20 protein-coding genes are annotated in these 19,703 nt (G+C 44.4%); 2 read left to right on the top strand and 18 right to left on the bottom strand.

Annotation, left to right across the window (positions count from 1 at the left end; all coding sequences use genetic code 11):
- Positions 1-29: 29 nt before the first annotated feature.
- The 13 genes from uhpT to OH456_RS21865 all read right to left on the bottom strand — a co-directional run bounded on the left by uhpT (position 30) and on the right by OH456_RS21865 (position 14,957).
- On the bottom strand, positions 30-1,421 hold the full coding sequence (uhpT, locus tag OH456_RS21925; protein WP_006069893.1) for a hexose-6-phosphate:phosphate antiporter: 1,392 nt from the start codon (positions 1,419-1,421) through the stop codon (positions 30-32).
- A 245-nt stretch (positions 1,422-1,666) separates the two neighbouring features.
- Positions 1,667-2,839 carry a MalY/PatB family protein gene (locus OH456_RS21920; RefSeq protein ID WP_240206901.1) on the bottom strand — a complete coding sequence of 391 codons (1,173 nt, stop codon included), beginning with the start codon at positions 2,837-2,839 and terminating at the stop codon, positions 1,667-1,669.
- A 12-nt stretch (positions 2,840-2,851) separates the two neighbouring features.
- Positions 2,852-4,315: a Na+/H+ antiporter NhaC gene (gene nhaC, locus OH456_RS21915; protein WP_006069891.1), complete on the bottom strand. Its 1,464-nt coding sequence runs from the start codon at positions 4,313-4,315 to the stop codon at positions 2,852-2,854.
- A gap of 148 nt (positions 4,316-4,463) precedes the next feature.
- On the bottom strand, positions 4,464-5,468 hold the full coding sequence (locus OH456_RS21910; RefSeq protein WP_239920789.1) for a LacI family DNA-binding transcriptional regulator: 1,005 nt from the start codon (positions 5,466-5,468) through the stop codon (positions 4,464-4,466).
- A gap of 38 nt (positions 5,469-5,506) precedes the next feature.
- The gene (locus OH456_RS21905; RefSeq protein WP_240206903.1) at positions 5,507-6,727 is read right to left on the bottom strand and encodes a DEAD/DEAH box helicase; all 1,221 of its coding nucleotides are present in this window, start codon (positions 6,725-6,727) and stop codon (positions 5,507-5,509) included.
- A 162-nt stretch (positions 6,728-6,889) separates the two neighbouring features.
- Positions 6,890-7,390 carry a DUF3332 domain-containing protein gene (locus OH456_RS21900; RefSeq protein WP_096443200.1) on the bottom strand — a complete coding sequence of 167 codons (501 nt, stop codon included), beginning with the start codon at positions 7,388-7,390 and terminating at the stop codon, positions 6,890-6,892.
- A 378-nt stretch (positions 7,391-7,768) separates the two neighbouring features.
- Positions 7,769-9,115 (bottom strand): magnesium transporter, encoded by a 1,347-nt coding sequence (locus OH456_RS21895; RefSeq protein ID WP_038229294.1) that lies wholly within the window; start codon positions 9,113-9,115, stop codon positions 7,769-7,771.
- Positions 9,116-9,353: 238 nt separating this feature from the next.
- Positions 9,354-10,127, bottom strand: coding sequence for an IclR family transcriptional regulator (locus tag OH456_RS21890; RefSeq protein WP_006069886.1), 774 nt, complete (start codon positions 10,125-10,127; stop codon positions 9,354-9,356).
- 11 nt (positions 10,128-10,138) lie between these two features.
- Positions 10,139-11,446 (bottom strand): TRAP transporter large permease, encoded by a 1,308-nt coding sequence (locus OH456_RS21885; protein ID WP_270034253.1) that lies wholly within the window; start codon positions 11,444-11,446, stop codon positions 10,139-10,141.
- A gap of 4 nt (positions 11,447-11,450) precedes the next feature.
- Complete coding sequence (locus tag OH456_RS21880) at positions 11,451-11,960, bottom strand: TRAP transporter small permease (protein ID WP_006069884.1); 510 nt, start codon at positions 11,958-11,960, stop codon at positions 11,451-11,453.
- 53 nt (positions 11,961-12,013) lie between these two features.
- Positions 12,014-12,997: a TRAP transporter substrate-binding protein gene (locus OH456_RS21875; RefSeq protein ID WP_006069883.1), complete on the bottom strand. Its 984-nt coding sequence runs from the start codon at positions 12,995-12,997 to the stop codon at positions 12,014-12,016.
- 22 nt (positions 12,998-13,019) lie between these two features.
- Positions 13,020-13,853, bottom strand: coding sequence for a 5-dehydro-4-deoxy-D-glucuronate isomerase (gene kduI / locus OH456_RS21870; protein ID WP_198558155.1), 834 nt, complete (start codon positions 13,851-13,853; stop codon positions 13,020-13,022).
- A 297-nt stretch (positions 13,854-14,150) separates the two neighbouring features.
- Positions 14,151-14,957 carry a crotonase/enoyl-CoA hydratase family protein gene (locus OH456_RS21865; RefSeq protein ID WP_006069881.1) on the bottom strand — a complete coding sequence of 269 codons (807 nt, stop codon included), beginning with the start codon at positions 14,955-14,957 and terminating at the stop codon, positions 14,151-14,153.
- A gap of 301 nt (positions 14,958-15,258) precedes the next feature.
- Here OH456_RS21865 and OH456_RS21860 point away from each other — a divergent pair, with 301 nt between their 5' ends.
- Both OH456_RS21860 and OH456_RS21855 read left to right on the top strand, forming a co-directional pair.
- Positions 15,259-15,555 carry a hypothetical protein gene (locus OH456_RS21860; protein WP_031494511.1) on the top strand — a complete coding sequence of 99 codons (297 nt, stop codon included), beginning with the start codon at positions 15,259-15,261 and terminating at the stop codon, positions 15,553-15,555.
- Positions 15,556-15,754: 199 nt separating this feature from the next.
- Positions 15,755-15,997 (top strand): hypothetical protein, encoded by a 243-nt coding sequence (locus tag OH456_RS21855; protein ID WP_038167169.1) that lies wholly within the window; start codon positions 15,755-15,757, stop codon positions 15,995-15,997.
- 82 nt (positions 15,998-16,079) lie between these two features.
- Here OH456_RS21855 and OH456_RS21850 read toward each other — a convergent pair whose 3' ends face one another.
- The 5 genes from OH456_RS21850 to ribH form a co-directional block, all read right to left on the bottom strand.
- Positions 16,080-16,964: an acyltransferase gene (locus tag OH456_RS21850; protein WP_252038285.1), complete on the bottom strand. Its 885-nt coding sequence runs from the start codon at positions 16,962-16,964 to the stop codon at positions 16,080-16,082.
- 129 nt (positions 16,965-17,093) lie between these two features.
- A complete protein-coding gene (gene pgpA, locus OH456_RS21845; protein ID WP_270034252.1) occupies positions 17,094-17,597 on the bottom strand; it encodes a phosphatidylglycerophosphatase A in 504 nt (167 codons plus the stop codon).
- Positions 17,594-18,565, bottom strand: coding sequence for a thiamine-phosphate kinase (thiL, locus tag OH456_RS21840; RefSeq protein WP_171391828.1), 972 nt, complete (start codon positions 18,563-18,565; stop codon positions 17,594-17,596). Before thiL ends, pgpA begins: the two co-directional genes overlap by 4 nt.
- Before the next feature lie 90 nt (positions 18,566-18,655).
- Positions 18,656-19,123 (bottom strand): transcription antitermination factor NusB, encoded by a 468-nt coding sequence (nusB, locus tag OH456_RS21835; RefSeq protein WP_006069876.1) that lies wholly within the window; start codon positions 19,121-19,123, stop codon positions 18,656-18,658.
- Positions 19,123-19,593 (bottom strand): 6,7-dimethyl-8-ribityllumazine synthase, encoded by a 471-nt coding sequence (gene ribH, locus OH456_RS21830; RefSeq protein ID WP_004415274.1) that lies wholly within the window; start codon positions 19,591-19,593, stop codon positions 19,123-19,125. The genes nusB and ribH overlap by 1 nt, the downstream gene beginning before the upstream one ends.
- Positions 19,594-19,703 lie beyond the last annotated feature (110 nt).

The following is a 19,703-nucleotide window of genomic DNA, read 5'->3' as shown; positions in this document are numbered from 1 at the left end:
AATCGTAGACAGCGCTTTTCAGGGGTATATTAAGCCGTAACTTGTTGTAACTGCTTCTTAGCTTTACGAATTTTCTTCTCTTCTGCGATAGCTACGAAGACAAGTAGACCGATACAAATCGCTGCAGATGTATCCAGCGCCGCAAAAGTGCCTTTCCATCCGGTTAGACCAAAGATGGGCGTACCATCGGCAATCATACCTAAACCTAACTTCGCGAAGCTGTCACCAATGAGGTAAGCAAACGTCCCTTTCACACCGTCGGCAACACTGATGGCTTTCTTAGGTACGAAACCTACTGCCGCTACACCGATAAGTAGTTGAGGACCAAAGACCAAGAAACCTAAGACAAATAGCGATGCAAGATACATAAATTCGCTTGTCGCATGCTGGTAGAACTCCAAGCTTACGATGATTAGCGCCAATGACACACAAGCTACCAGAGCACGGCGACCATTCGCCAAATCAGACAGATAACCCCAAAGTAAGGTACCCACTAATGCACCGACTTCAAATAAAGTGAAACCTGAGATTGCCGCTTCTTTGGATAGACCAAGTTCTTGATAGGCATAAACCGTTGACCATTGGTCGATACCGATACGCACGATATACAAGAAGATATTGGCAAAACACAGTAACCAAATCACTTTGTTTTTAAGTACATACTCAACAAAGATTTCACGCTTGGTCATTTGGTTTTCTTCAGCCGCTTCGTCTTCTTCACTCACCGCTTCATCGAACAATTCTTCTACTTTACCTAGACCGTAAGCTTCGGGAGAGTCACTACCGTAACGAAGACCAAAGAAACCAACCACCAAAGCAATCATAGATGGGAACACAAACATACCAATCACGTGACCATCAAACAGGTAGTTAGCACCGAATAGCGCAACACCCGCCGCGCCTGCACCACCTACGTTGTGCGACATGTTCCAAAGGCCAAGGTATGAACCACGCTTGTTACGTGGCGTCCACTTAGTAATGGTTGAATAACTAGAAGGTCCACCGGTACTTTGGAAGAAACCACTTAGTGCATAAAATGCAATCATTAGGAATAGACTAACGCTGCCACCACCCATACTGAAACTGAAGCCAAGCATCGCAAGACCTGAAAGGATCAGCATAAACGGAAGGAACTGTTTGGTGTTCTTGCCATCGGCATAGTAGGACACCACGGTTTTACCAATACCGTAAGTGATGGAGAAACCAAGACCAATCAAACCAAGTTCAGTCATGGAAAGCCCATAGTTCGAAATCATATCGTTTTGCGCGATATTGAAGTTCTTACGAATCAGGTACATGGTCATGTAACCGATAAAGACTACTAAATAGGACTGTAAGAAGGGTTTAAACCACATTTTGCGTCTTTGCTCGACGGGAAGATCCAACGTCGGCTTACGCACTTGCTCTAGAAATTTCAACATGATGAATCCTTAGACTCTCAACATAAGGGGCAGCACTACCCAAAGAGCGACCCATCGCCGGTCTTGGTGTGGTGCAAAAAGTAAATTCGTTTGAGGATCAGCGCTAATAGCGCTGAAAATCTATGAGCAAGAGTGTAAGAATTGGCCGGGATAATGGCTTGAGAGGCGGTCTTAGGAGTACTAGGAAAAATTCCTAGTACTCGCTAGTTATCAAAGAATACGTGAATCACATCACAGATGTAGGGTTATACTAAGGCGTGTTTAATACAAGTAAGTGCTCTTTGCAACGTAGTCTCTGGACAACCAAGGTTAAGGCGGACAAAGCCCGAACCTTCTTTACCAAAGGCTGTGCCCATACTTGGCACCACGCCAGAGTTGATAAAGTGCTGCTCCAGATCGTTGTCAGTAAGGCCAAGTGCTCGGCAATCCAACCATGCTAGATAGCCCGCTTGAGGAGGTAAAAACTTCACCCCTGTACCTGAAAGCTCCAATTCTACAAAGCGTTGAAGTCGCTCGATATTTCGTTCTAGATACTGCTTTAATTGCTCCAACCATTCGGCACAATGCTGATAGGCAACAGTCGCGGCGACCAAAGACAAGCTATTAAACACATCCATGCCGTGAGCATCTAATCGTCTAACAAAGCGTGCTCTCAGTTCTTCATTAGGAATAATGAAATTAGAGATACGCAGTGACGAAAGGCCAAAGGTCTTGCTCGCTGCCGTTGCCACTATCAAACGTTGATTTAGGCTTTGCGGCAGTTTCAGCGCCGAATAGTGTTGTTGGCCGGAAAGCGTAAGATCGCACCAAATTTCATCACTTAACAACCACACTTGATAGCGCTCGCAAAGCTCTGCAAGCTTTAGCACATCTTGCTGTGACCACACACGTCCCGTTGGGTTGTGAGGATTACAAAAGATCATCGCCTTTGCACCTTGAGCAAAGCACTGCTCGAGGTGTTCAAAGTCAATACTGTACTCGCCATTCTCAAGCGTTAATGGATTTTCCTTCACTACTCGGTCGTTGAACTCAATGATTTTGCGAAAGGACCCGTAGCCCGGAGACTGCATGACAATCTGGTCACCAATATTGGTAAGCATTTGCAGTGCGATCGATAACCCAGGCAACACACCATGGACCGTTGTGACCCACTCCTTATCGATATGGGTGTCATGCTGAGTAGCAAACCAGTCAATGATGGCTTGATAATAGTCAGCATCTCGCTCTGCATAGCCAAAGACACCATGCTCAGTGCGCTGCGTTAGCGCATCTAACACCACTTGTGGCGCTTTGAAATCATAGTCTGAGACCCACATAGGGAGTAAATCCGATTGATGCAATCCTAGCTTCTGACCCATAAAATCCCATTTAAGCGAGCCAGTGTTACGACGTTCTAACATTTGGTCGAAGCAATTCATTCAGCAGTTACCTTATTTTGTTGGGGTAGCAACAGTTTGTAATTCTGTATTATCTGTTGATTCTGGCTTTGCTTTAGCAATACCAAAACCAGTAAAACCGTAAATCAGCGCGAAGATAACGCCGGTATAGCACTGAATCGCCCAAGGTAGATAATCAAGCGTTGCTACGCCTAGCGTGCCCGCCATGTAAATACCTGCAGCGGTCCAAGGCACTAGCGGTTCAATAATTGTGCCTGCATCTTCGATAGTACGAGAGAGGTTCTTGGTATCTAGACCCATTTTTCGGTAGGCGTTTTGGAACAGTTCTCCCGGAATCAATAGTGCTAATTTGCCGTCTGATGTCGTGAACACAACCGTAATCGTCGCGATAACCGTTGAAGCAATCAGTTGACCCGTTGAGTGAATCAGATGCAGGAAGCGACCAAGTACCACGTTCAATGCGCCAGTTAAGCTTAAAATACCTGCGAAAGAGAAGGCGCAGAATACCAACAAGATAGTGCTCATCATTGAGAACAGACCACCACGATTAAGCAGCTTCGCTACATCCGGAATGATGCCTGATACTTCGTGACCATTCGCTTCAAACATTGATAGATTGAAGCCATCAACATACGCTTGGAAACCTTGTTGTAGCGAGAAGCCTTGAAGTAGCATGCCAAGTGCTATAGCAATCGCCGACGCTGCAAGCATCAGCGGTAATACTGGCTTTTTAGTAAGAGCACCCCAAAGGATCATCACTGGTGGAATAATAAGAACAATGTTGAGGTTATAAAGGCTTTCAAGGCCCGCTAAGATCTCAACGACTTTCTCTGGTTCGCTCACTCCTGCCACATCGGCACTTTGACCAGCAAAGAAAAACACGGTTGCGGCAATCACAAAGCCTGGCAAGGTAGTGTAGAGCATATGTTGGATGTGTTCGTACAAGGTTGTGCCTGATACCACTGGAGCAAAGTTGGTTGAATCAGACAGTGGAGAGATTTTATCGCCGAAATAAGCGCCAGAAACTACTGCACCCGCAGCGGCTGCAAGCGACACATCTAGGCCAGCCGCAACACCCATTAGTGCAACACCAACAGTACCTGCTGAACCCCAGGATGTACCTGTACATACCGATACTACGCTAGTCACGAAAAAGGCAGCGATAAGGATGTATTCGGGACTGATCACTTTAAGTCCCCAATACACCATATAAGGGATCGTGCCGCTCACCATCCAACTGGCGATAAGGCCGCCAACAGAAACAAGAATTAGGATGACTGGCATCGCCTTGGCAAGCTTCTCAACAATAGCGCCAATAATGTCATCCCAGTTGTAGCCCATCTTCCAAGCGATGAAACCAGTAAATGCCGCAGAAATCAGCAGCAAGACTTCAATTCGTAGTCCTAGCGCTCCGTAGCCGATTGCCAAAAGCAAAAACATCACCGCGATAGGGGCGAGCGCTAAACCAAATGAGGGCAGAGGCTTTGAATTTGTCATAATGTATATCCTCAAAAACTGTGTAGGGTTTGTTCGCAGAGATAATATCCTTAGCCTCATTCCAAAATTGAGAGCTAGATGACTGTTTCATGTAAGCGCTTACATGAGATTATCTGATGTGAACATTCTCACGTTTTTTCATTGATAATTACCTTTTTAACGACTTGACGGTCTGTCTTTCGACTAAATTGGCTTCAAAACGATGGTTATGGGGAGGAGTATAGGCTGATTTTTTGAGGTTCAGTGCTAGCTTCGCGGCATGCACCGACATCTCGTCGATAGGGTTGTGCATTGTGGTTAAACGTGGATAAAGATAGCGTGCCAACAACACATCATCAAAACCCACAATAGACATATCGTCAGGTACTACCACGCCTTGTTCGTAGAGACTTGCCATCAACCCCGCCGCCATGACATCATTAAACGTCACCACAGCAGTAACTTCTGGGCACCGCGCCATCAACGCCTTTCCTGCCGCTTCACCACCAGACTCACTGAAATTCTCGTTAATAATCCAGCTAGGCGGTACTTCAATGTTGGCGGATGACATGGCGTCTTTATAGCCTTGAAGGCGATCGGTTCTATCTTCTATCGGCAGGTCGCTGGTGACGTAGGCTATCTTGCGATGACCTAAAGCAATCAAATGCTCCACCGAGACCTTTGCTCCAGCTCGATTATCCACCCATACCGAGCGATTCGAGATCTGTGGAATAGTGCGATTGAGTAGAACCATAGCAGGAGCTTGGGCAGCGTAGCGGAGCAAAGTGGCATCATCAAGCATTTTGGCATGCACAACCATAGCTTCGCAGCCTTGGCTGATAAGAAAGTCCAAGCCTTCTTTTTCACGTTCCGCATTGTGACCGCCACTCACCACTACCAGTTGATGACCATTAAGACGTACCACCTCTTCCACATTTTTGGCGATTAATGCAAAGAAGGGATCAGCCAAGTTACCTGTGAGTAGACCTAGCGTGTTATTGCTTCGTTTCGCTAACGCAGCGGCTCGAGGGTCACGACGATAGTTAAGCGTTTTAATCGCTTTCTCCACCCGCTCCAACGTTACTGGTTCTACGTAGTGTGAGCGATTAATTACCCTCGATACTGTCGCTGTCGAAACCCCTGCTAACTCTGCTACGTCTTTCATGGTTGCCATGACTGTTTTCCTTAACGCTCTCTGTTGCGAACTCGATGCTAACGTTTCTTGCTCTTGAATTGACTCGCACGGGTCTTTTTATTGGTGCGTCGATTGGCTTGCTTATCTCGTTTAGGGCGCTTGCTTTCTCCTGTCGAGGGTTTGTCCGTCACCGGAAAGTCAGCCAGCTCTTCCAACACTAAGCTTCGTGATGTGAGTTGACGAATCGCCTCAAGATATTCGGTTTCACCATGGCAAACTAGCGACAATGCCTGTCCCATTTTTCCTGCTCTGGCGGTGCGCCCAACTCGATGCACGTATACAGATGGGTCACTTGGCAACTCATAATTAATCACGACTGGAAGATCATCTACATGGATCCCTCGAGCTAAAATATCGGTAGCAATCAGTACTTGAATCTCACCTTGTTTGAAGGCCTGTAAGGTACGTTCACGCTCCGTTTGCTCCTTATTACCATGTAAGGCGCCACTAGTAATACCTGCTTTATTCAACTTCTTACAAAGCGCATCGGCATTGTCTCGTGCACCAATAAACACCAACACCTGAGGCCATTGATACTCAGTAATTTTCTTAATCAGCACATTGGCTTTACTGCCTTTATTTACCAAATACAATGTCTCTGCAATCTGCTCCACCACACTATTGGTTTTATTGGCTACAACTCTGATTGGATTGTTAAGCAAAGTCGTGACTTTTGCTTCCAATTGTTCTGGTAGCGTTGCTGAGAACATTAAGGTTTGTTTTCTGTGGCTCAATCCATTGAGTATACTCTGAATGTCTGGCCAAAAACCCATATCGAGTAAACGGTCAACTTCATCAAGCACCACAGTTTCAATACGTTGAGTGTCCACCAGCTGTTTATTCATGATATCGAGCAAACGTCCTGGTGTTGCCACTACAATCTCTGGAGCAGCATTAAGCTGACCCACCTGCGGCTCTACATCCTCGCCGCCGCAAACCACAGCGACTGAATAACCTAATAGAGCGACGATAGGATCGATGGTCTCTGTTACCTGTTTCGCCAACTCACGCGTAGGCACTAGTATCAAGGCTTGCTTTATCTCGTTGTTAAGCAACTGCTCTATCAGCCCAAGACCAAAGGCTAAGGTCTTACCGCTGCCAGTTTGTGCAAGAGCCAAGACATCGTGCTGTGCGGTAATTGCAGGAATAGCGAGGGTTTGAATATGAGTAGCATGAGAGAATTCACTAGGAATGGCATCAATTAATGCCGAGCTTAACGTTAACTCAGAAAAAGACATGATAGGTTTACACGATCGCAGAAATATGTGCGGATGATAGGAGGAAAGCGTGTGGAACTCCAGTTTCTGCATCAATAAAAGTGTTGATAGTTGAAGTGTTAAGTTGGTAAGCGGCTGGCAAAAACGAGCCTGCTCGAATCAATGAGCAGGCTCTGATAACAGTTAAGACGCCGTTGCGTACTGTTCTAGTTCTGCGTGGGATGCCGTAGTAATGAACTCACCATCTAGGTAGAAATCAACAGAATCTTTACCGCTCACTCCTACAAGTGTGCGTGCCTTGCCAGAATCATCAATGAAGTCCATCTGTGTTGTATTGTCATCTAGCTTAGATAACTTAACAGGTGCAGTAGAGAGCTTCTTTCCTACCTTGTGGTTTACTTTGATGTACGCTTCAGCGGGAGTGTCCGCTACCGCCTTTTTCTTAGTTAGTGGGTTGGTACCAGTCCAGAACTCAATAGAGTTAATCACGAATAGATCCGCTGCCGCTGTAATGGCATAAACTGGTGACATCAAAGTGTATAGGCCAGCACGAGCATAACGGTTGTCCACACCTTTTAGGTTAACTTCATACATCACCATACTCGTTGTTGCCATCTGGCCAATACAGCCAGTTAGCATAGTAGACATTAGTGCAGCAGCAATCGTGGTTTTAATTAGTTTCATTTGTTTCGCGATCCTCTCGCATCATCACGATAGATAAATGATGAGCAAGTTGATTAAAGTGGATTATTACAGGAGAGGCGCCAGGCGAGCGGCTCATCCCATTCACACCATTAATAAAATGGCGCGCGATTATAGCCAGACTTTAGAGCATCGCAAGCACTTAAAAACTAGAGATTTATTGATAAAAACAAAGGAATTAGAAAGAGAAGGTCCCAAATAGCCAAAACAATATCAAACAGGGTGAATTTACTTTTATATTCAACTAATTACAAAACAAAAAGGCTAAATTAAAACCTGGGAAAAAGGGAAGGTTTTTCGTTTTAAAATCATAGGAAAAGAGGGTTGCAGTCCAATTCTTACAACCCTCTTAATGAAGACTTACAACATGACTAGGCTTGCGGTACCAAGGAACGCAAAGAAGCCGACCACATCGGTAACCGTCGTTAATATGACTGAACCCGCTAAAGCAGGATCAAGCTTGAGCTTATCCAGAACTAGAGGAATCAAGACACCAAACAGCGCTGCTGTGATGATATTGACGACGATAGCCAACGCTATGGTCGCACCAAGGATCGAAGACTGGAACCACAATCCAGCCATCGCACCTATGATGATCGCCCACAGTAGCCCGTTAATTGCACCAATGCCCAACTCATTCTTGATAAGGGCAAATCGGTTACCGGAGGTAATCTGGTTGAGAGCCATAGAACGCACGATCAAAGTTAGTGTCTGGCTTCCTGCGATCCCACCCATAGAACCGACAATAGGCATAAGGATCGCAAGGGCAACAACCTGCGAAATGACGTTTTCAAACAAGCCAATTGTCACTGAAGCTAAAATAGCGGTAAGCAAGTTAATCCCCAACCAAACTCCACGCTTTTGCGAACTTTTCAATACTGGTGCGAAGAGGTCATCGCCTTCATCCATACCCGTACCGGCCATTAAACGCGTCTCGTAGATTTCTCGTTGCGTGCTAAGAGCAAACTTCCAGTCAATCTCCCCTACCAACAATTTACGTTCATCAAGAATAGGCAATGCACTGAAGGAGGAACGCTCCATTGCTTCCACCGATTCGGCCAATGTTAGCTTTGCACTAAGCGTGGTGACGTGCTCCAAAACCAATTGTTTGATTCGCGTTTTAGGATCACTTTTTAAGACATCGCTATAATCCACCATCCCACGAAAACGTTTTTGCTTATCAATTAGATAGATATGCTCTGGCTGCTCATAATTGTATTTATCAATCAACAGCTTGGCTCTGTCTACTGAGATACTAAAAGGAATCGTAATGACTTTCCTATCTGCCCAGCGGCCAATCTGATCTTCTTCATATTCATTAGCTTGGTCATAAAGCTCTAGCTCATCCTTTTCAAGTAAAGAGATAGCTTCGGCAATGATGTCATCAGGCAGTGAGTCCGCCCACTCGATAAGCGAAAGGTTATCCAACTTCGCCAGCGTAAGCTTAAGCTCAGTTTCCGATAACGCATCCAGAATAGAAACACGTACTTCCGCACGAGTCTCTGTGAGCACTTCGATGTGCATTTCCAGCGGCAACTCACGCCACAAACGAACCCTTTGCTCTATAGGAAAGGCTTCCAATATCAACCCCACCGACGACGACTCCATCCCCTGTTCTATAAGTTCATTAAGCACACTTGGTTGCTCATGCTCCTCAGCTTGAGAGATTTGTTCGATTTGTATGGATAGATCTTGGAATTCGCTCACTCGTGGCTCCACATGGTGCTATACGTTGTTAGTCTCGTAAATTTGTTCGATAAATTAGCGCGTTAGAGTTAAAAAACTCTGTGATAAATGTGCTGAATAGAAAGAAGAAATCTTAGCTTGTCACAGATGAATAATCTAGCGTGGTCTTGATGAATTCAGAGGCATTATTGAACAATTAGACCTAAGAAGAGTAAAGGCATGTCGCTATCTATGAAATAACCACACGCCTTTGAAAGTATTACACTTGAGGCGTTAACTGATGACTGATTGATTGGCAAATAGCGACTAACTCGTTCTTTGTCGTTTCAATACTATCTACAGCATGATGAACTGCATCAGAGTCTAAAGTGACATATGGAACAGTCAACACAGCCAGCATCTCACTGCCCGTAAAGATCGGCACACTGATATTAGTAATACCCGAAATTTGTGGACTGGGACCAATAAAGTAACCTTGATTCTTGGTCTGGTTGAGTAAAGCGTTCGCTTGTTCTATTTCGTAATCAGTTGCACCACTCTGCTTGAGTATTTTCTCTCTTTTGAGCTCATCACTAAAGCTCAACAGTACGATTCCAGAGCCGGATGAACATACGTCTAACTTAGCGCCAATCTTAAGGCTAAAGCCCATCTTATATGGACTCTCTTCCCTTCCGATCACCACCAGATGCTGATTGTCATACCATGAAACATGGCATGATTGATTGACTTTTTCACTCACCATTTTCATTAATGGCTTGGCGATATTTAACAGTTGAGACTGAGGTGGATACTGATTAGCAACGGTAAACATTTGCATAGAAAACATATATTTACCGCTATCTTCATTAAAGGTCACATAACCACGACGAGCCAACACGGAGAGTACTCGGAAAATCTCTCCCACACTACGACCGACCATCTCTGCGATCTGTTTCTTTGACATGGGTTCAGCTGAACTTGCTAGCAACTCCAGTATATCCAACCCTTTCTCTAAGGCTGGGGCGTTATACTCCTGCCGAACAACTTTTTCCAAGTACCTGCTCCTTATTTCACTAAGCCCATCATTTGTGGGATCGTCATCGAAATTGCCGGGATATAAGTCACTGCCATTAGTACTAAAAATATCACCGCAAAGAATGGTAGCAGCGTTTTGATCACATGGTCAATTTTGATATCGCTAACCTTACAACCAGTAAATAGTATTGGTCCAACTGGTGGTGTTATGGTGCCAAGTGACAAGTTAAACACCAACAAAATACCAAACTGGACTGGATCCATACCCAAATTCATACAAATCGGTAGAAAGATGGGTGTGAAAATTAATACCGCTGGCGTGGGATCCATAAAGGTCCCTACAAACAACAAAATCACATTGATGATTAGAAGAATCACAATCGGGTTATCGGTTAACGACAACAAAGCATCGGCTATAGCTCCAGGAATTTGCGTAAACGCCATTACCCACGACATGATTGACGAAGCGGCTATCATAAAGATGACAATCGCAGTTAACTTGGCAGTCGACAACAAAATACTTGGGAGCTGTTCAACTTTCAGAGCTTTGTATATAAACCCAAGCGCCAAAGAGTAAACGACCGCAATAGCTGAAGCTTCTGTCGGTGTAAAGATGCCTGCGAGAATACCTCCTATCACTACCACTACTAATGACAAACTAGGTATTGCATCAATAAATAGTTTGGCGCGCTCAGAAAGGCTCATCACATGTTTCGACATATATCCACGGCGATAGGCCATAAGCCCTGCCACTAGCATAACGCCACCCCCCCAGAGTAAGCCGGGCAAATAACCGCCCATAAAGAGTGCTGAAATAGATACCGAACCAGCGACTGTCGCATAAACAATTAACGTGTTACTTGGTGGAATCAACATTCCAGTTGGAGCAGATGCAATATTTACCGCTGTTCTAAATGGCGAGTCGTACCCTTCCTTCTCTTGAATAGGGTTCATAATTCCACCAATCGCCGCTGCCGAAGCAACGCCAGAGCCACTGATTGAACCAAACAACATATTGGAGACCACATTAGTTTGGGCTAATGCTCCAGGAAAATAACCCGTTACTATGCGCGAGCAGTTAATGAGTCGTATGGCTATGCCACCGTTATTCATAATATTGCCCGCTAAAATGAAAAACGGTATCGCTAGCAATGCAAAACTATCCAAACCCGTGAACATTCGTTGGGCGGCTGTCGTCGTAGCGCCTGCTAAAGGCAGAATACTGACCATGGCAACAAATGAAGGCAATCCAATACTAATACCTATCGGCGCACCTAAAACGAGTAGAATGATAGCGCCGCCGAACATAATAAGGGCAGCGAGGGTAGCAGCATCCATATGTCTATCCTTTTACACTAAGTTGCTGAAACTGATGTATTAGTTTCAGTTGGTTGATAACGAAATAAACAAGAATAAGCACTCCGGCAATAGGTAATGCCGAGTAAATAACACCCATTGGCACTTCTAAGGCCGAATCTAACTGCCACATTTGACGAACGGACGCTTTGAATCCGCCTTGCCACATAACCACGAAAGCAAATATAGCAATTGTCCATTCAGTGAAAATATCAACCAGTATGCCTATTTTCGGCGAGAACTTATCTCGTACATAGGTAATAGCCATATGTTCTCTCAAGCCAAACACATAAGCCCCACCAATCAACACCAACCAGACAAACATGTATCGTGACAGCACTTCACTCACCGCACTTGGACTATTGAAGACATAACGAGTAACGACCTGATAAGTAACAAGAACTGTCAAGAATGCCATAATAGCGATACAAGCTCGTTCCACTACCCAGTCGATGATTTTCTTGAACTTATCTGTCCAGACTAACAACTTTTCCACTAGACTTTTCCTTGCAAAAAAGGAGTTAGGCTTGGCGCCTAACTCCTTCTTAATTAGCTCAGTTCACTGATCGCCTTAGTTAATTCTTTCTGTGCGTCAGTTTTAATCAATTTTTGCTGTAGAGGTTTGCAGCTTTCCTGGAATTGTCTCACGTCGACATCAATAAAGGTCGCACCATTCTCCTCCGCTAACGCACGAGCCTTACCAATTTGAGCATTCCATTTAGCAAACTCGTCAACAGTCGACTCTTTAGCTAAACGACGAATCGTCGCTTGGTCTTCCTTCGACATTGAATTGATGAAGTCGTCGCTGATAACGACTAGGTCAGGCACCATCAAGTGAGAAGTTTTGCTAAAGTAAGGAGCCACTTCATAGTGCTTCATATCGGCATAAGTAATTTCATTATTCTCACCACCGTCAAGGACACCTTGTTGAACCGCAGTATACACTTCACCTTGACTCATCGGCACACCAGTACCGCCCATGCACCCTAGCATCTCTACCATAGTATTCGACTGCATCACGCGGATTTTCTGACCTTTCATATCCTCGACTGACTTAACGTTATGCCCCTTGGTATAAACGTTACGAGAACCAGCGGTATAAGCCGTCAATACTTCAAAACCAAACTTTTTGGTAGAGGCAAATAGCTTGTCTAGAGCTCCGGAAGTAAACACTTTTTCTTGATGCTCAATACCGGTATAAGCGAAAGGCATGCCGATTGCAGTGAAGGTATTGTCATAGTTTTCTACCAACGGGTTTGCTACTACTGCCATTTGCACTGCGCCAGCTTGAACCAGCTCCAACGACGCACGTTGATCGCCGAGCAGTGCATTGGGATAAATAGTAACTTTGTAACGACCATCCGTTTCCGCTTCTAACTGTTTACCAAACTCTTCCAAAGCCAAATATTGAGGGTGCTTGTCAGATTGGTTAAATGCCGCTTTGATTTCCGTTGCTGCAAATGTCATTGATGATACTGTGACTGCTGCGCCCGCTACGGTAGTAAGAAGTACATTTTTCAGAGTTTTGTTCATGTTAATTTCCTATTAGTATCAACTAAGCCAATGTATCCATTGGAATAAAGTCCATATCGTCGAATGTTTGATTTTCACCTAACATTCCCCAAACAAAGCTATAGTTTTGCGTACCACACCCCGAATGAATCGACCAACTTGGTGACAGTACGAGTTGTTTATCTCTAACTAGAATGTGACGAGTTTCGGTAGGTTCGCCCATCATATGAAACACGGCTTGTTCTGGCTTGATATTGAAATACACATACGCTTCCATTCGACGCTCGTGAGTATGTGCAGGCATCGTGTTCCAAACGCTACCCGGTGCTAAATGAGTGATTCCTAAACATAGCTGACAGGTTTCTATCACATCCGGATGCAGGTATTGGTTAATGACGCGTTGGTTTGCCGTCTCTATTGAACCAAGTTCTACCACGCGAGCCTCACTCTGAGGAATTACCCTTGTGGGTAGCGATTTGTGCGCTGGTGCACTTAATCCGTAGACTGTCGCGTTACCTTCTACTTTCTCTATCTCAATTGTCTTTGAGCCTAGGCCGACATAAAGCACATCCATAGCATTTAAATGGAACGTTTTTGCATCTACGGTTACTTTTACAGCTCCTTCTAAGCAAGCTAACCCAAGCTCTCTTCGCTCAAGAAAAAACTCGGTCCCGAACGACTTACTATCTATCCACTCCTCTAAAATCAATGGTTTATCTTGAGGACAAATTCCTAAAGCAACCGCTCGGTCAATATGGCTATACGCTACCGATACCCGAGATGGTATGAATAGCTCGTCGATCAAGAACTCATCACGCAGTTGTGCAGTGGAGTACTTTTTCACGTCTCTAGGGTTCGCTGAATACTTCGTTAACATAACTTTCCTTAACCGTAATTTATGCTTTTAATAGTAACAGTCGTTCTTATGTGATCAATACCATTCACATATGAACAACTATAGACGTGATCACTGATCCTTAAAATTGGAAAATTAACGGTTAAATCTTGAACTAGATCTTATTTTGAAACTGCGTTTTAAAAACACAAGGAGAGGTATTTGATATGAGTAAATTAACTTTGAATATTAAGCAGAGATGAACTCAATGGGCGTGGCTGGCTAGAGCACAGCCACGTTACATTGATCATAAAAAGTGGTGAGCGTAAATAGTTGAACTTACCAGTGACGCTGTCTTGGCTCGAACTGTGGTGATGTTTTCTTTTTCAAAGCCTGTTGTACGCGAACAAAATTTCTCCCCAGCATAATGCGTATCTGGCTATAAGTTTCATACGCCAAAAGTTTCCATGCAGGTGCGGTCCAATAGCGAGTGTACATATGCTTCATAGCGGCGGTCACATCTGGGGATTTTTGGGCGATTTGAGTACAAAGTGTCAATGCCTCTTTCATAGGATCATCGCTGACTTCGGTCACTAATCCCATAGATAATGCAGCCTTAGCGTCAAGTTCTGTAGCGCATATCGAGATTCGCATCGCTTGGTCCTTCGGCATGATTTCTCTAAGAGCAATGGATCCCGCCATATCTGAGGTTAATCCCATCCGCGACTCCATGATTGAAAGGTTGGCATTAGGCGCACAGAATCTAAAATCGGCCCCTAGCGCGATTTGCATACCCGCTCCCCAGCAATATCCTTCGATTACAGCAATAACAGGAACGGATAGCTTTCGCCAATTACTGCTTACTTGCTGTGCACGATTTGATTGGCCAGGAAGCCACTTAAACAAGAGTCTTGCAGCAAAGCTCTTGTTTTTCATCATAGATTTGAAATCGAGTCCTGAGCTAAAGTTGCCTTCACTTCCCGTCAGGATAACTGCCCTCAGCGTTCGGTCGTTACGAAGCGCTTTGCTCACATGAATCAACTCATTAAACATAATCATGTCGACGCCATTAAGCTTATCCGCCCTGTTTAAGCGTACAGTCACGACGTGCTCGTCCCTAGTTACTTTAATGCGTTGATAATCCATCCTTGTATCCTCTATCTAATCGTCTATCGCATCCGATATGCGAACTCTAATAGTTATCTCAAAGTGTAGTCGGCAAACCATCACAATTAGAATCAATACTCTAAAATGAGAGGTCATCACGAAAAAAGCTAGATACTTGGATCCATGGTGTTAAGCGAGTAATTGTGAGCGAGGTTCATTCTTAACAATATTAATTTATAGAATTATGAGATTGCTCTAATTAGCCGTCGAGTATTCTTGTGAACAGCGACTAGAGTGTTTGAATATCTTAGACGTAACGGATAATTAGGAAGTACTGTCCATGATTAAGGAAAATCAATCACGCTCTAAACACCAATCCAAAGCTAATAAGCTCTCTGAAAACAGTCGTGACCCTTTATGGCTTACGGTCAGCTATACCATCTTTACCTACCTACTTCTTAGCTACGTACTACCTAATTATTTAGGAACAGAAACTGCTGTTGGCATGGCGCTTGTTGGGCTTCTTGCCGAGTATGCTCTGTATGTCTCTTCACTGTGGCTGTTACCAGAGCTGATCGCTCTAGTAAGATCTTTCAAATCAGAGTCCGACATAGAAACCGTACAGAAAACCATTTAACTCAAACGTTATATCACTCGCAAAAAACTATTTTAATGATTAAGTTTCAACCAAATAAAAATAAGTTCGCACGTTTACAATAGGTTACGACTGGCACATTAATAGCCCCAAAAAACCGTGAGCAAGATCAACTTGATCCTGTAAATTCATAGTGTTACTGTGGCTTGGATGACGAAAATATGACCACAAGGAGTGTGCTTTGCCGAATATTCAAGTGAGTCGTTGGCGTGTTGAATCCTGTCCAGAATCATTGGAACAGAAAATCATCTCTGCCGTCGCCTACCAAGAAATGAAGGGAACTATTTCTGATTTTGAGTTGTGTCAGATATTCGGAGAAACCGTTTGGAAGAGCGGAGAGAATTACCATACACATGCTGTTTCTGTGTTAATCAATGAAGCAGAAAGGTGCTGTCGAGTCATTCCAAGATTACCGGTTGGGTAGTCTGTATTGATAACCTAATGTATTGATATTAAAAAGGGTCTACCAACTGGTAGACCCTTTTTTGTATTCTTGTCACTTATTATTAGCTCTGCGAATAGATAGCTTCCAATTTTTCATCTTTGCGCTTCCATACATCGTTGAGCCAGTTGTGGAAGCGACGTTTGAAGACTTTGTCGTTGAAGTAATCGCCGTTGAGGTTTTCGTCCATCTGATATACATCGATTTTGACCACAACTTTCGTCAACTTACCCTTCAACAAATCATTAAATGGGTCTTCTCGATTTTCTGGATACGCCAGTGTGATATCAACGACCCCATCCAACAAATGGTTCATGGCGTTAAGTGTGAACGCTACACCACCTGTTTTGGGCTTCAATAGGTGTCGATAAGGTGTTTTAACCGTCGCCAACTTTTCTTCGCTATATCGCGTCCCTTCAACAAAACTGATCATCGTTGTTGGCACGTGCTCAAACTTTTTACAAGCCTTGCGAATCGCATTAAAGTCATCATTGCGTCGCTCGGGGTGCTTAACCAGATAGGCCTGCGAGTGTCGCTTCATAAATGGCATATCCAAGCCCCAACAAGCAAGACCAACGAAAGGCACATACAGTAAGCTTTGTTTTAGTAAGAATTTGCACATTGGCATTCTGTTTTTCATCACGGATGTGATGATAACAATGTCAGCCCAGCTTAAATGGTTAGACAACAACATATACCATTGGTCTGGCGTCAGATCTTCACCGCCTTCAACGTCCCATTCAATGTTGTTATTCAAGTTTAGCAGCCATAAGTTAATCGTCGCCCAAAGCCACATCTGTTTATTAGATAGGCTGGTCATCAATGTCTGAACGAATTTCAGTGGCAGTAGTAATTTGATGATCGAGAATGTGCAAACTACGAATGCAGTCACAGCCGTATTTGCCATTACTAGAAAAGAATTGATGAAGAGACGTAGATTGCTGAACATACCAATTGTTACAAAACTTAAAGAGGCCGCAATCATAGCAACTTTTGGCTAAACGTATAGTAAAGCTTTGTCATTCAAACGTGCCTTTCTAAAGGCACGTTTATTTTATTGTTTAATTACAAAGCGTTATTAAATCCAACCTGCTAGTCGTCCGACCAGGTAAAGTGAAATACCCGCCATCACACCCGCAACAATGTCGTCAATCATGATACCTAAACCACCATGAACGCGCTTATCGAGCCAACCTATTGGCCATGGTTTTACCATATCGAAGAAACGGAATAGCACAAAGCCTGTCAGTAACCACTTCCAATCGTCAATCGGTAGTTTGAGTGCTGGAACTATCGCCATGGTGATCCAAAATCCGGCGAACTCATCCCATACGATAGAGCCATGATCGTGCACACCCATATCATCTGAGGTCACTTGGCAGATTTTGATACCGATAATACAAGACATTAAAACCGCGATAAGATACATGCTCAAAGGCAATTGTGCTAACAGTAGATATAACGGAATCGCTGCCAGTGTACCCATAGTACCGGGTACAACAGGCGATAGACCACTGCCAAAGCCAGTCGCAAGCAAATGCCAAGGGTTTTTCAAAGAGATTAAGTCAAGGGGGTTACTCATTGGCTCACCTTAAAGTGGTCGAATCCACCCAACTGCCAGTCAAGTGGTTGGTCGTTAGAATGTAGATCAAGATAGCCCGTGCCCGTTATTTGTCCAATACAGGTAAATGGCGTATTTGATAGCGCGATCTCAAGTTGCCCTCTGTTGGCTTCCGGCACCGTAAAGCAGAGTTCATACTCTTCTCCGCTAGTTAATGCGTACTGCTTTGCGATGTCATCAGACTCCACGAATTGCTTGAGTTCAGACGAAACAGGCAGCAAGTCGACATCAATACGAGCGCCAACGTCTGAGCGCTTTAAAATATGCCCTAAGTCAGAAATAAGGCCATCAGAGATATCAATCGCAGCAGAAGCGATATCACGGAGGGTAATGCCTGCAAGCACTCTCGGCGTCGCCTCAAAGTGGCGCTTTTCTAATTCGCGGTTGAGCTCGGTATTCGCGCTGATGTTTTTTTCCAGAATCACATCAAGGCCGGCTTTGGCATCACCGAGGTGACCTGTCACATATACCCAGTCTCCAGAACTTGCCCCACTTCGAGTCAAGGCTTTGCCTTGTGGCAGTGTGCCTTGCACAGTAAGAGTAATCGCCAGCGGTCCTTTTGTGGTGTCGCCGCCAATGAGCTGGATACCGTAATAGTCTGCTAACGAGAAAAACGCATTGCAAAAACGTTCAAGCCAGCGTTCGTTCACTTCTGGTAATGAGATCCCCATGGAGACCCAAGCAGGTGATGCACCCATTGCAGCTAAATCACTGATATTCGAGGCAAGTGCCTTATGTGCAATCCAAGCCGGATCGGCGTCAGCGAGAAAGTGGGTACCGGATACTAAGGTATCAGTGCTAATGGCGATGTGGCTGTCAGCTGGAGGGGCAACAATGGCACAATCATCACCCTGTGCTAAGACCACGTCTTTGCGTTGCTGCTGTTTATGCGCGAAGTACTTGTCGATTAAACTAAATTCACCGGACATCTTGTAGGCTTTGTGCTGGAAAGGTGAGAAGAGTATATAAAAAAGGCCAGCAATTTGCTGACCTTTTTACGAATAGACAAACGTTAATCGTTACTTTTTGCGAACGTGAGGTGCTGCTTTATCTAGAACACCATTAACGAACTTGTGGCTGTCTTCTGCTGCGAATACTTTCGCAAGCTCAATAGCTTCGTTGATAACCACTTTGTAAGGTACGTCTTCGCGGCTCGTCATTTCGTACATAGCTAGACGAAGAAGCGCAAGCTCCATCATGTCTAGATCTTGCATTGGACGAGAAACGAACGGACGTAACTTGCTGTCTAGTTCCGTGTGATTCAACGCGACACCCGTGAGCAAATCACGGAAATATACAACGTCAGTCTCTGGCGCAGTCAACGCAGGTTCAGCAGCATGATGCTCTTCTTCATCATACTTACCACCTGATAAGAACTGTTCTTCAACAGTGGCAACATTTTCTTTAGTAATTTGCCAAGAATAAATTGCTTGCAGAGCAAATTGACGTGCATTACGACGTGCGGCTGGTTTCACACTGGCCCCCATTAGGAATCGATTTCAGAAAGAACGTTGATCATTTCAAGCGCGCTTAGTGCAGCCTCTGCACCTTTATTACCAGCCTTGGTTCCGGCACGCTCAATTGCTTGATCGATAGTATCAACAGTCAATACACCAAATGCTACTGGTAGGCTATATTCCAGAGACACTTGCGCAAGACCTTTATTACACTCACTACAAACATAGTCGAAATGTGGTGTACCGCCACGAATTACTGTACCCAAAGACACGATTGCATCAAACTTACCTGTTTTAGCAACTCGCTGAGCAACCAATGGTAGCTCTACCGCACCAGGGCAGCGAACAACAGTGATGTTGTCTTCACTTACTTGGCCGTGACGTTTTAAAGTATCGATAGCACCAGATAATAGGCTTTCATTGATAAAACTATTGAAACGAGAAATTACAATAGCAATCTTTGCGTTCGGTGCTGGGAAGCCACCCTCGATAACTTTCATATGCTTTCCTTATAAACTATGTTCATCGCGCGAGAATCGCCGGATTCTAGCACAACTCAATTATTAATATCCACCGCTAACTTTAGTCAAACACTGCTTTCACAATACTT

The organism is Vibrio sp. La 4.2.2 (assembly GCF_027586995.1).
Lineage (GTDB): Bacteria > Pseudomonadota > Gammaproteobacteria > Enterobacterales > Vibrionaceae > Vibrio > Vibrio mediterranei.
This window is presented reverse-complemented; position numbering and strand designations above follow the sequence as displayed.